The organism is Porticoccus sp., assembly GCA_023261185.1.
Taxonomy (GTDB): Bacteria; Pseudomonadota; Gammaproteobacteria; order Pseudomonadales; family Porticoccaceae; genus Porticoccus; species Porticoccus litoralis.
This window is the reverse complement of sequence record JALRJN010000023.1, coordinates 1-12,824: the sequence shown is the minus strand read 5'-3', so window position 1 is coordinate 12,824 and position 12,824 is coordinate 1. Positions and strand designations below refer to the sequence as shown.

Below are 12,824 nucleotides of genomic sequence, written 5' to 3'. Positions count from 1 at the left end.
GGGTTGGCGACAAAGGCGCCGACACTGATGGCAGGAGCAACCACTTGTGGACCCACCAGCCAGGTAAGCACCGGAATCATCAGTAGAGCAGCACCACCGGCGGCCACGGTACTGATAAACCAGGCCATACAGCCCGTGATCGCTAAGACCAGGAAAGTGACTCCCATCAGGCAATCAGTCCGGTGGCAACAGGGTTATCCGGGTAACTGCACCAGTCGCTCCAGCTGCCGCTGTAAAGGCGGGCATCGGGCACCCCCGTCAGTGTTAGGGACAACAAATCCACACAGGCGGTGACCCCGGAGCCACAGTAAACCACCGGGCTGTCAAGCGGGCCGAGGGTTGCCCACTGTTGCTGTTGCTGTTCCGGGGCGAGAAAACGGCCCTGGTCGCTGGTGAGGCTCTGCCACGGCATATTGATTGCCCCGGGAATATGTCCGGCGACCGGATCAATGGGTTCTTCCTGGCCCAGGTAGCGGGCTTTTTCCCGTGCATCTATCAGTGTCAGCCTGCCGCCATTTCGTTTCAGCTTTTCCATTTCCGCTACCATGGCCGGGTTGGGCGAAGCGGAAAAATTGCCGTGCTGTGTCTCAGGAATATCGGTGTTGAGATTTCCGCCTTGCTGAACCCATGCCTTGATGCCACCGTTAAGCACCTGAACACTGCTGTGACCAAAATAATTCATCAGCCACCAAAGGCGTGATGCTCCCGCCATGCGGTTATCGTCATAGGCAATCACCAGTGTATCGGTATTAACGCCACACTCACGCATTCGGGTAGTGAACAGCACCGGGTTAGGCAGCGGGTGACGACCCCCGTAGCTCCCCTTGGAGCCAGAAAGGTCAGATTCCATATCAAGGTGGTAGGCACCGGGAATATGGCCCTGCAGGTACTGGTTCCTGCCCTGGGTAAAATCCGCCAGAGAAAACCGGCAATCAAAAATGACCGCGGACCCGGATTCAAGTAGAGGTTGTAGATCTTCTGCCTTAAGAAGGGGGTATGTCATGCCTTACTCCTGGAAATCCCGGTAGCACTCAATAGGGGAAATATAACAGTCTTCTGTGACAGGTGATTTATCCCGCACAGAAATTTGCAAGTTACGCCTGCCATCCATACCCTGTGTTTTCTCGAGTGTTTTAACGGATTTTTCATGCTGACATTGATCGTTCCTATTTGTGCCCTGTTAATCGGTATTGGTCTGCTGCTGCTTGGTACCGGCCTGTTGAATACCCTGCTGGCGTTGCGCGGTGGGCTGGAAGGCTACAGCGATAGCGTGATGGGCTTGATCATGTCCGGCTATTTTGTCGGTTTTATCGTGGGTACCTTTTTGGCGCTGCCCCTAATCAAGCGCATCGGCCACATTCGCGCCTTTGCATTCTGTGCGGCGTTTACCTCCTGTTTTGCGTTATTGCATCTGGTCTATATCCACCCGGTCATGTGGTTTTTGCTGCGGGTGGCAACTGGTACAACACTGGTGATTCTCTACACAGTGGTGGAGAGCTGGCTCAATGGCCAGACCGCTGCTGCCCAGCGGGGCAAAGTGTTTGCCGTGTATATGATCGTTAACCTGGTGGCGCTGGCCGCTACCCAGCAGTTTCTGAGGCTGGCCGGTGCGGATTCGTTCCTGTTGTTCGCGTTAGCGGCCATTTTTATCAGTACCAGCGTGGCGTCCGTCACCTGGACACGCATGCTTCAGCCAGAGGTGAACAATGTTGCGCGCATGAAACTTTCCCGTCTCTGGCAACTAGCGCCGGTCGCGGTGGCTGGGGGCATTTTTTCTGGCCTGGCGATGGGAGCGTTCTGGGGCTTGAGTGCCGTGTTTGCCAGTCGCGTGGGCCTGGACAGTACGGGTGTGGCAACCTTCATCACGGTAGCCATTCTGGGTGGTGCGGTCTTCCAGTATCCATTTGGGCGTTATTCTGACAGTCATGATCGGCGTAAGGTATTACTGGCGATCAGTGCGGCGGGCGCCGTTGCTGCGATGCTGTTAGCGGCCATGTCCTTTGCCGGTGGCTGGCTGCTGGTGGCGGGGCTACTGTTTGGCGGATTGGCCTTTGCCATTTATCCCGTGGCAGTTGCTCACCTTGTAGATCACCTGGAAGGGGATGAAATTCTGCCGGGCGGCAGCACACTGTTATTAATACATGGTACCGGTGCCGCTATTGGTCCTGCATTGGCGGGCTTTCTCATGGAGATGCTGGGCCCACAGGCGCTGCCATTGTATTTTTTCACCATGTTGCTGGCGTTGGCGCTGTTTACCTGGCGCAAACTGGCGGTAAAAGTGGTAGACGAGGCCGAAAATCCGACCCAGTTTGTGGCCATGGTTCGCACCACGCCCACGGCACTGGAAATGCACCCGGACGAGCATATACAGGACGAGACGGTCTCATCCGAGGCACCAGACTCGGCACGAACAGAATAAGCCGGGTCCGGTGGCTTTTTTTAAGGGGATATCATGGGTGTAGTGCTGTGGATGCTCGGTGCATTGCTGTCCCTGTCGCTGATGGCGGTGGGTGCCCGTGAGCTGTCTGGGGAGATCAACACCTTCCAGACGCTGTTTATTCGCAGTGTGATTGGCCTGCTGATCATCTCGGCGCTGATTGCCAGGGTAGGTGGTCGTTCGCTGTTCGCTACCTCCCGGCCCGGCATGCACATTATTCGCAACCTGTTTCACTTCGGCGGTCAGTACGGCTGGTTTGTGGGTATTGGCCTGTTGCCGCTGGCGGAGGTGTTTGCCCTGGAATTCACCGTACCGTTCTGGGTTGCCCTGATTGCCGCGCTCTGTCTTGGGGAGCGACTCACGATTCGAAAATCCCTGGCAATCGCACTGGGCGTGGCTGGCGTGCTGGTCATTCTCAGGCCCGGTGTGGAAATCCTCGAGCCTGCGTCACTTATCGTGCTGGCGGCGGCGCTGAGCTTTTCCTGTGCCTATGTGGGCACCAAGTCCCTGGCTCATACCGAAGATCCTCTCACCGTGTTGTTTTATATGTGCCTGGTGCAGATGCCGGTCAGCCTGGTGCTGGCGCTGCCCCACTGGCAGTTGCCCGAAGAACCGCGGCTGTGGTTCTGGCTGGTGATTGTCGGTGTCACGGCCCTGAGCGCGCACTTCTGCATTACCAATGCCATGAAACGCGCTGAAGCGGGAATTGTGGTCACACTGGATTTTCTGCGCCTGCCGTTGATCGGCCTGGTGGGCATTGTGTTTTACCAGGAACCGTTTGAAATGGCGCTGCTGGCGGGAGCCCTGTTGATGCTGGGGGGCAACCTCATCAATGTCTACCGACCCCGATACCAGCGCGAGTTGCTGGCTGTCGTTCGCGATAAAGAGCGGGATAAAGATAGCCATTGATCGAATCCGCGGTTTTGCTGTCTCAACATTGCTGCCACGTTTACATCGAAAAGGAGATTGCTGATGTCGGGTAAGAACGGCATGAACTCACTCATTCTCAGTCTGGGAATTCTACTGGGTCTGGCGCTGCTGGGACACCAACTGGCGGATGCCGCCATCCGCTTCAAGGAATATGAGCGCACGGTGAATGTGAAGGGCCTCTCGGAGCGGGAATACCCCGCCAACGTGGTGATCTGGCCTATCCAGTTCGCGGTGGCGAGTAATAACCTGGAAGAACTCTACGGCAGCATTGACCAGGGCACGGATAAGATACGCCAGTTCCTGCTGGCCCAGGGTTTGAGTGCCGATGAAATTTCCACCTCCATGCCTGCCATTACCGACAAGTCTGCCCGGGATTTCGATAACGGTGTGCGCGCCCAGTTTCGCTATACCGCCCAGCAGACCGTCACCGTGTATTCCCCTCGGGTGGACGAGGTACGCGGGGTGATGGGTTCCCTGTCGCAACTGGGCAAACAGGGCATCGTCCTCACCGGCAACAGCTACCAGAGCCAGCCCCAATACCTGTTTACCCGCCTCAACGAGGTCAAGCCGGACATGATTGAGGAGGCGACCCGCAAGGCCCGTGAGGTGGCGGAGAAATTTGCCGAGGATTCCGAGAGCCGTCTGGGTAAGATCAAGCGCGCTTCACAGGGGCAGTTCAGTATCAGCCCCCGGGATGCCAACAACCCACACCGCATGAAGGTGCGGGTGGTTTCAACAGTTGAATATTACCTGGCCGACTGACAGGCAAATCGAATGTCGATGGGGTCAGTTGGCCGGTGCCGGTGTCGGTCCATCTAATAGAGGAATCGCACTGAGCAGGCGACGGGTGTAGTCGTGGTGGGGCTGGGCGAACAGGGGTTCGGTTTCCCCGGTTTCCACCAGCTTGCCGTGGTGCATTACGGCGATGCGATCTGACATATAGCGCACCACCGACAGGTCGTGGGAAATAAACAGCATGGTCAGGTTGTGCTTGTCCACTAACTCCAGAATCAGTTTCAGTATCTGCGCCTGAATGGTCACGTCCAGGGCTGATACCGGCTCGTCGGCAATCACCAGTTCCGGCTTGGTGGCGATGGCTCGGCCTACGGCGATGCGCTGGCGCTGGCCGCCGGAAAATTCGTGGGGATATTTGCGGATTGATGCCCGTGCCAGCCCCACGTCGTCCATCAGTGCCAGCACTTCTTTCGTCACCGTCTTGCGAGTGGTAAGTTTGTGGTAGAGCAGCGGTTCCGCTAGGGTATCGAATACCGTCATACGTGGATTCAGGGAGGCGTAGGGGTCCTGGAAGATCATCTGCATGCGGCGGCGCATGGGCGTCATCTGCTTGGCAGATAATTTCGTCAGGTCAACGCCGTCAAACACCACGCTGCCACCGGAGGTGGGCACCAGTCCCAGAATGGAGCGCCCCAGGGTGGACTTGCCGGAGCCGGATTCCCCCACCAGCCCGAGAATTTCCCCGTGTTGTATCTCCAGCGACACATCATCCACCGCCCGCACCAGCTTTGGTTCTTTTTGCCAGAAACCGCCGCTGTGATCCCGGAAGGTGGTGGTGAGGCCATGAATACTGAGCAGTGGTTGGTTTTCAATACGGGCGGGGATGGGCTTGGCGCCCTTGGGAATGGAGGCCAGCAGTTTTTTGGTGTAATCGTGTTGGGTGTGATTGAAGATGGCATCCACCGAGCCCTGTTCGACAATCCTGCCTTCCTTCATCACCGCCACGCTGTCGGCGATATCCGCCACCACCGCCAGATCGTGGGTGATGAAAATCACCGCGATATTGCGGCGCTGTTGTAACTCGCGAATCAGTTTCAGAATCTGCGCCTGAATGGTGACATCCAGCGCCGTGGTGGGCTCGTCGCAGATCAGCAGTTTCGGCTCGGCGATTAGCGCCATGGCGATCATCACCCGCTGGCGCATGCCGCCGGAAAATTCGTGGGGGTAACTGTCGATGCGCTTCTCCGGATCGACAATGCCCACCTCGCCGAGGATTTCCACCGCGCGCTGCAATGCTTTTTTGCGGTCCATATCCCGGTGGTAGAGCAGGGGCTCGATCAACTGTTCCCCCACGGTGAGGTAGGGGTTCAGGGAGGTCATCGGGTCCTGGAAGATAATGGCGATATCGTTGCCGCGTACCTTGCGCAGTTGTTTCTCGCTGAGGCTCAGCAGGTCGCGCCCATCGAACAGCGCCGTACCCGATTCGATCTTGCCGGGCGGCTGGGGAATCAGCTTCAGCAGGCTGTAACAGGCCACCGATTTGCCGGAACCGGACTCGCCAACAATGGCCAGGGTCTCACCCTGGCCCACGGAAAAACTGACACCGTCCACGGCCTTCACCACCCCGGCGCGGGTATGGAAGTGGGTGGTTAGGTCAGTAACGGTCAGTAGTGCCATTTTCTAGAACTTTTATTTGCTCATTTTAGCTTGGTAAAAGCCTTCATGATCTCACCTGCACCCGGCATAGTGGGCCCTGATTCTGCAACAAGTAACCCTGTTTCACTTCTGCTAAATAACGCTTGGAGCACAATGTCACGAGAGCTTTCATCAATTTTTTTATCATTAATCAATGATAGGTACAAATATGTTAGTTGTTCTCGCTCTTCTGCATCTCTCATTAGATGAAATGAGCTAAATGTCAGCCTTGATAGAGTTTTCACCATAAAAGCATAGATAGCTAATACAGTTCCAAAGATCACGATACCTTGGACCGTATTAATCTGAATAGATAGGTGTTGTCCTGTTAACCAGTCAGCGAAAAAGTCAGAGAAATAGACAATACCCAATAGTACTGATGCTAGAAGGGTAAGAGACCACAGACCACCTTGAATACCAAATTTTCTTGCCGCGTCTTTCCAATATTTTGCTGGCTTTTCAAGTCGGAGTTTTTCCTGATATGTGTTTTCAAGGTCAGAGATACGGGTTCTGCAACCATCCATAAAAGCAATAAATTCATCTTTATGTTCTGCTTGCTGGGTATCATGTTCTTTCTCTGACTGATTCAGCCAATCAGACCAGCCTTCACGACTTTCTATTTCCCATGAGTTAAAGCTATCTTTGAACTTTTCTACTTCGCCAGTAAGGTTTTTGGTAGTTTCTTCAAGTTGGTTTCGGAGGTGCCATAGTGAACGTTTTTCTCCATTTCTCCGTTTAACAAGGTCAGAATCTTGGTTTACAAATTCGTAACCAAGCATGGCGCCGAGAAAGGTGGAATACGTATTTAGGTTGCCAGTCTGCTTTTTTATAACGTAATTAAGAAAGGCTTCGGCAGCAGCGATATCATATTCTCTATGGCACTCAATAAAGGGTTGGACAAAAGGGTGACTACTCCAAAGCCAACTCGAACTCGCATGAGAAAGAGAGCGTTGATTAAGGTTGGCAATCTGTTGCATTAGCTGGCTGTCATCCCAACTTTCTATTTCTGTAGACCAGCTTTCTATAGTGTTGATTGCGCCTTCAAAAGTAGAATAAAAAGCTAGCGCACCATGGATTTGCCTTCTCTTGTCACCAACAGAGGTACGTTGTTCTTTCCAGAACTCGACTTCAGATTTAAGGAATTTTACAAGCTCACGTAATCCTTCGAATTTAAAGGACTTATTAGTGATGTCGCTAAACTGAATATTTATTTTTCTGTACACTCATTCTCTCCGTGGCAGAGCGGCTATCTTTTCTCACATACACTTTGTAAAGAAATACCGGACTTTCATTTGTAACTCATTGATAATTGAATAATACTTTTGTTATCACTGCTCAATCCTTCGAAGCCCTCGGGTCCAGGGCATCACGCAGACCATCGCCGAGAAAATTCAGGGCAAATAATGTGATGGACAGCGCGAGCCCCGGGAAGATTAACAGCCAGGGGTATTCCTCCATGGTCTCTACCCCGTAGGAAATCAGCAGCCCCCAGGAACTCTGGGGCGGCTGGATGCCAAGCCCCAGGAAGCTGAGGAAGGCTTCCAGCAGCATCACGCTGGGTATGGTGAGGGTGGTGTAGACGATCACCGGCCCCAAGGTGTTGGGGATCAGGTGGCGGCGGATAATGGTCCAGCGGGACAGCCCCAGAGAGATGGCGGCCTCGATAAATTCCTGGCGGCGCAGGGACTGCACCTGGCCGCGCACAATGCGCGCCATGGTCAGCCATTCCACCGCGCCGATGGCGAGGAACAGCAGCAGGATATTGCGGCCGAACACCACCATCAGCAGCACGATAAAGATCATAAAGGGCAGGGCGTAGAGAATGTCGACGAGACGCATCATCACCGCGTCCACCCGGCCGCCGGCGTAGCCCGCCACGGTGCCGTAGAGCACGCCGATCAGCAGCGCCACACCGGTGGCGATAAAGCCCACCGCCAGCGATACCCGGCTGCCATACATGATGCGGGTGAGCATGTCGCGGCCAAAGATGTCGGTGCCGAGCCAATGCTCCCAGGAGGGCGGCGACGCGCCCAGTTGCAGGTTCTGGGTCTCGTAGCCGTAGGGGGCGATCCAGGGGGTCAGCAGGGCGATGGTGCAGAGAAACAGCATCACACCGAGGCCGAACAGCGCCAGGTGGTTCTTGCGCAGTCGTATCCAGGCATCTTTCCACAGGGAGGTGCCTTCCTCGGCTTCATTCAGGTCGGTAATCACCGTTGCGTCGGTCATTAGCGTCCCTCCCGCAACTGGTGGCGAAGTTTCGGGTTGATCCATACCGCAATGATGTCTGACAGCAGGTTAAACAGCACAATCAGGGCGGCGAAGAACACCGTGGTGCCTAGAATCATGGTGTAGTCGCGGTTAAACGCTGCCTGCACGTAAAAGCGACCGAGGCCGGGAATCTGGAAAATGGTTTCCACCACGAAGGAACCGCTCAACAGCCCGGCAAAGGCGGGGCCGAGAAACGCTACCACCGGAATCAGTCCACCGCGCAGGCCGTGTTTCAGCACCACCACCCATTCCGGCAGTCCCTTGGCGCGGGCGGTGCGAATGTAGTCCTGTGACATCACTTCAAGCATGCCGCCGCGACTGAGGCGGGCAATATAAGCCGCGTAGCCGGTGCCGAGGGTGATGGCGGGCAGAATTTTGTCGCCAGGCAGGTCGCCCCAGCCGGAGACCGGCAGCCACTCAAACCAGATGCCAAAGATCAGTACCAATAACGGCCCCATCAGAAATGACGGCATACAGATACCGAGCATGGCGGCGGACATGGGGATGTAGTCCTGTGGCGTGTTGGGCTTTAGCGCTGCCATCACCCCGGCGCAGACACCGATGAAGATCGCCACCAGCATGGCGTAGAAAGCCAGTTCGGCGGTGGTGGGCAGGCCGCCGAGAATCAATTCATTGACGGAGCGGCCGGGATAGCGGAACGAGGGGCCAAACTCCCCGTGCACCAGGTCGTCCAGGTAGCTGAGGTATTGCTGCCACATGGGCTGGTCCAGCTTGTAGCGGGCCTCCAGTGCTTTCACCACTTCCGGCGGCACAGCCTTTTCGGCACTGAACGGACCACCGGGGGCGGTGCGCACCAGAAAGAAGGTGGCGGTAATCACCACCAGCAGCACCGGGATGGCCTGTAACAAACGGCTGAGAATAAAGCGGCCCATCAGTGCATGACCTCGGCGGGGACGCTGGCGTCCAGTGACAGTTGTTTGTAGAGGGTGTAATTCAGCAGGTTGGGTTTAAGGCCCTTGAGGCTTGGATGCACCAGGCTCTTGCTGGTGTAGATGTAAATGGGGATCACCGGCATATCCTTTAACAGCAGGGCTTCCGCTTCGCGCATCAACCGATAGCGTTCTTCGCGGTCGCTGGCCTCGGGCGCCAGCTTGATGATCAGCTCGTCGTAGCGGGGGTTGGACCAGCCGGTGCGGTTGTTGCCGCCATCGGTGAGCCACATATCGAGAAAGGTGTTGGGATCCACGTAGTCGCCGATCCAGCCGGCCCGTGCGATAGCGTAGTCGCCGGTGTCGACGGAATTCAGGTAAACCTTCCAGTCCTGATTGTTGAGCACGATCTTGATGCCCAGTTCCTTGTTCCACATTTGCTGGATGGCCACGGCGATTTTGCGATGGCCCTCGGAGGTGTTGTAGAGCAGTTCGGTGACGGGGAAGCCCTCACCACCGGGATACCCAGCCTCTGCCATAAGCTGCCGGGCTTTTTCCGGGTCGTAGCGGAAGGCATCCGGGGCGGTGTAGCCGAGGGTGTCCGGCGGGGTGAAGGTGTAGGCGGGCAGCTCATCGCCCTTGGTGACCTGTTTGACGATGGCATCACGGTCGATGGTCATGGCCAGGGCCTGGCGCACACGCTTGTCGCTGAGTTGTGGCACCTTGGTGTTAAAACGGTAGAAATAGTTGCCCAGATAGGCCTGGGTGTAGAGCAGTTCCGGGTGATTTTTGCGGTAGGTGGCCACCTTGTCGATGGGAATGCTGGCAGTGCGGTGCAACTGACCGGAGCGGAAAATGCGCTCTTCGGTGGTGACGTTTTCGGTGGGGTGGAAGTGGATGGCGTTGATGCTGACGGTGTCGGCATCCCAATAATAGGGGTTTTTGCTCACCACCACCCGTTTGAACAGCCGCCATTCGCTGAGATTGTAGGGGCCGTTGCCGACAAAGTTGCCGGGCCGCGTCCACTGACTGCCGCGCTCGTCGGGGGCGCCAAATTTTTCGATGGTGGCGCGGTGTACCGGGTAGTAACTGTAGTGATCCAGCAGTTGCAGGAAATAGGGCGTGGGATTGGTCAGGGTGACATCCAGGGTGTAGTCATCAATGACTTTCACGCCCACCTCGTCGAAGTCTGTCAGTTCGCCCTTGTAGTAGGCCTCGGCGCCCTTAATGGCAAACAGCATGTAGGCGTACTGGTTGCCCAGCGCCGGTTGCAGGGCGCGCCACCAGGACCAGGCAAAGTCATTGGCGGTCAACGGGTCGCCATTGGACCAGCGGGCGTTGTGGCGCAGGTAAAAGCGGTAGTTTTTGCCGTCCTCACTCACGTCCCAACGTTCGGCGACAGCGGGGATGGGTTCCAGTGTGGCGGGGTCTTTAGCGACCAGTCCTTCCAGCAGGGCGGTGAGGATATTGTGTTCGGGGATGCCGGTGACGATATGGGGGTCCAGCTCCTGGGGATCGGTGCCGTTGCCCAGATGCAGGATGCCCTCCCGGTTGCCGGTGGCGACATTGCTTTCTCCACCGCTGCAGGCCAACAACAGGCAACAGAGCAGGGCGAGGGTGACGGCATTCCCAATTGCTTTGCCAGTGGCTTTCGTAGTGGCTTTCACAGAGGCTTTCACAGAGGCTTTCACAGTGGCGTTAAAAGTCGCGATCATGCACGGGCCAGTTTAGTAAAGAAGCTCCCTATGTTAGGGAAGGACAGCACCTGATACTAGCCCGGATTGCGGTTGAAATGCATCATTGAAGCGACCATAATGCCCACCGTCGCTGGTTAGACCAGCACGGCTGTTAAAGCCATTCTTTATGGTGACCCCTGTTGGTCCCCTCGCAACGATCAGCTGCGAACCCCGCCAGGCCCGGAAGGGAGCAACGGTAGCAGTGACATCGTGTGCCGGGGTGTGGCTGGCAGGGGAAGCCACCAGATTTCCAACCCTTTTTCCCCTGAGTTATACGCGCGCGCTCGTATGGCATCGGCTGTGCTTATGCCGAGTAAACTTGTTTCTTCGGGGCTGCGTGAGCGGATTCAGAAATGTTCAAAAAACCCTCGTGCAACCTGACCATAGGGAGAAGCGGCCATGGCCAGGTTGCACTTGGGTACGACAAGTGCCACAGGTTCTTGTTCTTTCACCCTGTTGTCGCGAAGCCCATTGAAAAACTATCTGTTTGGCTTCTGCATCGTTCAACAGACTGCTATGCGGCGTCGATTTTCAGGGTCTGGTTTACCAAGTGGTTAAGTTCCGGTAGACAGGAGCCGCAGTTGGTGCCGCATTTCAGTTGTTCGCCCAGATGTTTTACCGAGCAGGCGCCATCGACGATGGCTTGAATAATCTGTTTTTCACCCACTTCGAAACAGGAGCAGATCAGTCTGCCCTTATCACTCTTGGCCATGTCCCGGCCTGCTAAAAGTAGCCAGGGTGAGCCTTCAATGGGTTTGTTGATGATGTCTTTTAACCAGTCGGGGGAAGGCAAGGCTTTCTGATCCCTGTGGGTGAAAATACCCAGGGTCAATTGCGATTGCCGGTAACAGATAAAGCGTTCATCTCCCATTGCCGGATCGCTGTAGTGGGCGCATCCGTCGCTTTCCTGAACCCGGTTCAGGTAGCTCTGCCAGTCAAAATTTTCTGCCGTGGCGACTCGGTAGCAGTAGCCCTGGCCGTCGGCCACGGGGGCCATGCTCCAGTAGATGAAATCGCTGCAATCCAGGGGCTCGGCGCAAATCAGCGCAGCCCACTGTGGTGTTTCCACTTTTTTAATGGCAGCCGGGTTGTATTTGAATTCAGGCTGGCCCGAAACCGGGTCGGTTAGCGGTGCTACCAGGCTGTCGACCTGGGCTCTGCTGGCGTACTGATCGTTCCAGTGAATGGGGACGAAGATCTGACGTTCTGCCATGCCTTCATCCAGGGTGACCTGTACCTGTATGGAGCCGTAGCGGGTGGAAATTTCAGCCAGGTCACCTTCGGCCAGGTTGTTGTCAGCAGCGGTGCTGGGGTTGATCAGTACAAACGGCGCATCAATGTGATTGAGCAGCCGTTGGGAACGTCCGGTTCGGGTCATGGTGTGCCACTGGTCGCGGATGCGACCGGTGTTGAGAATCAGTGGATAGGTGGCGGATGGCTCCTGCCGCGGGCCCTGTGGCTGCAACGGGATAAATTGCGCTCTGCCACTGGGCGTGACGAAGCGCCCATCACTGAACAGGCGCTTGGTGCCCTCAGGATTGGTGGCATTCACGGGCCATTGCACGGGTTTCAGATCATCGTATTGTTGCTGGGTGAGGGTACTCAAGGCGCTGATATCGAAGGCCCGCTTGCCCCCGTTGCGGAAACCACTGAGAGCTGCGTGCTCGACAAATACATCACGGGGGGATTCATAAGCGAAGGCGTGGGTAAAGCCGAGTTTGTGCGCTACCAGGGTGAGTATCCACCAGTCGTGACGGGCTTCTCCCGGTGGCGTTGCGAGGGAGCGTTGCCGTGATATTCGCCGTTCCGAGTTGGTCACAGTGCCGGACTTTTCGCCCCAACTGGTGGCGGGCAGCAGAATGTTGGCTGTGGCGGTGGTGTCGGTTTCGGCTATACAGTCCGAGACAATGACGGTATCGCAAGCCTGCAGTGCTGCCCTGACCTTGTCCGCATTGGGCAGGCTCACCACCGGGTTGGTACCCATGATCCAGATAGCCTTGATTTTGCCTTCAGCCACGGCATCAAACAGATCCACGGCTTTTAGCCCCGGCTGCTGGCTCAGATTGTCGGTTTGCCAGAATTCGGCGACGGTCTCTAGAGCCTCCGGCGTGTAATCCATGTGTGCCGCCAGCT

The 12,824-nt window shown here is 56.1% G+C and carries 10 protein-coding genes and 1 other RNA gene; 4 read left to right on the top strand and 7 right to left on the bottom strand.

All coding sequences use genetic code 11. The features are described 5' to 3' along the window. Nucleotides 1–166: 166 nt before the first annotated feature. The gene (locus tag ACYZYZ_RS02170) at nt 167–1,003 is read right to left on the bottom strand and encodes a sulfurtransferase (RefSeq protein ID WP_461483087.1); all 837 of its coding nucleotides are present in this window, start codon (nt 1,001–1,003) and stop codon (nt 167–169) included. Between the two features lie 144 nt (nt 1,004–1,147). On the opposite strand from ACYZYZ_RS02170, the gene ACYZYZ_RS02165 reads away from it, so the two are divergent. From ACYZYZ_RS02165 to ACYZYZ_RS02155, 3 genes are all read left to right on the top strand, one after another. Further along, nucleotides 1,148–2,419, top strand: coding sequence for an MFS transporter (locus tag ACYZYZ_RS02165; protein ID WP_461483086.1), 1,272 nt, complete (start codon nt 1,148–1,150; stop codon nt 2,417–2,419). A 33-nt stretch (nt 2,420–2,452) separates the two neighbouring features. After that, nucleotides 2,453–3,346, top strand: a complete 894-nt coding sequence (locus tag ACYZYZ_RS02160) for a DMT family transporter (protein WP_461483085.1) — start codon at nt 2,453–2,455, stop codon at nt 3,344–3,346. Between the two features lie 63 nt (nt 3,347–3,409). Then, nucleotides 3,410–4,129: an SIMPL domain-containing protein gene (locus ACYZYZ_RS02155; RefSeq protein WP_461483084.1), complete on the top strand. Its 720-nt coding sequence runs from the start codon at nt 3,410–3,412 to the stop codon at nt 4,127–4,129. 24 nt (nt 4,130–4,153) lie between these two features. On the opposite strand, the gene ACYZYZ_RS02150 is transcribed toward ACYZYZ_RS02155, so the two are convergent. The 5 genes from ACYZYZ_RS02150 to ACYZYZ_RS02130 form a co-directional block, all read right to left on the bottom strand. After that, on the bottom strand, nt 4,154–5,779 hold the full coding sequence (locus tag ACYZYZ_RS02150) for an ABC transporter ATP-binding protein (protein ID WP_461483083.1): 1,626 nt from the start codon (nt 5,777–5,779) through the stop codon (nt 4,154–4,156). A gap of 20 nt (nt 5,780–5,799) precedes the next feature. Then, the gene (locus tag ACYZYZ_RS02145) at nt 5,800–7,020 is read right to left on the bottom strand and encodes a DUF6161 domain-containing protein (RefSeq protein WP_461483082.1); all 1,221 of its coding nucleotides are present in this window, start codon (nt 7,018–7,020) and stop codon (nt 5,800–5,802) included. Between the two features lie 112 nt (nt 7,021–7,132). Then, a complete protein-coding gene (locus ACYZYZ_RS02140) occupies nt 7,133–8,023 on the bottom strand; it encodes an ABC transporter permease (protein ID WP_461483081.1) in 891 nt (296 codons plus the stop codon). Further along, complete coding sequence (locus tag ACYZYZ_RS02135; protein WP_461483080.1) at nt 8,023–8,958, bottom strand: ABC transporter permease; 936 nt, start codon at nt 8,956–8,958, stop codon at nt 8,023–8,025. The genes ACYZYZ_RS02140 and ACYZYZ_RS02135 overlap by 1 nt, the downstream gene beginning before the upstream one ends. Beyond that, entirely contained in the window at nt 8,958–10,670 is a 1,713-nt protein-coding gene (locus tag ACYZYZ_RS02130) for a peptide ABC transporter substrate-binding protein (RefSeq protein ID WP_461483079.1), read from the bottom strand. The genes ACYZYZ_RS02135 and ACYZYZ_RS02130 overlap by 1 nt, the downstream gene beginning before the upstream one ends. Before the next feature lie 159 nt (nt 10,671–10,829). On the opposite strand from ACYZYZ_RS02130, the gene ffs reads away from it, so the two are divergent. Further along, nucleotides 10,830–10,926: signal recognition particle sRNA small type (ffs, locus tag ACYZYZ_RS02125), an RNA gene on the top strand. A 279-nt stretch (nt 10,927–11,205) separates the two neighbouring features. Here ffs and ACYZYZ_RS02120 read toward each other — a convergent pair. Next, the coding region (locus ACYZYZ_RS02120) for a nitrate reductase (RefSeq protein WP_461483078.1) at nt 11,206–12,824 on the bottom strand (1,619 nt) is incomplete at its 5' end.

Coding starts and splice junctions, on each gene's coding strand:
- ACYZYZ_RS02150 (WP_461483083.1), bottom strand. CDS start 5,779: ATGGCACTACTGACCGTTACTGACCTAACCACCCACTTCCATACCCGC.
- ACYZYZ_RS02140 (WP_461483081.1), bottom strand. CDS start 8,023: ATGACCGACGCAACGGTGATTACCGACCTGAATGAAGCCGAGGAAGGC.
- ACYZYZ_RS02165 (WP_461483086.1), top strand. CDS start 1,148: ATGCTGACATTGATCGTTCCTATTTGTGCCCTGTTAATCGGTATTGGT.
- ACYZYZ_RS02160 (WP_461483085.1), top strand. CDS start 2,453: ATGGGTGTAGTGCTGTGGATGCTCGGTGCATTGCTGTCCCTGTCGCTG.
- ACYZYZ_RS02170 (WP_461483087.1), bottom strand. CDS start 1,003: ATGACATACCCCCTTCTTAAGGCAGAAGATCTACAACCTCTACTTGAA.
- ACYZYZ_RS02135 (WP_461483080.1), bottom strand. CDS start 8,958: ATGGGCCGCTTTATTCTCAGCCGTTTGTTACAGGCCATCCCGGTGCTG.
- ACYZYZ_RS02130 (WP_461483079.1), bottom strand. CDS start 10,670: ATGATCGCGACTTTTAACGCCACTGTGAAAGCCTCTGTGAAAGCCTCT.
- ACYZYZ_RS02155 (WP_461483084.1), top strand. CDS start 3,410: ATGTCGGGTAAGAACGGCATGAACTCACTCATTCTCAGTCTGGGAATT.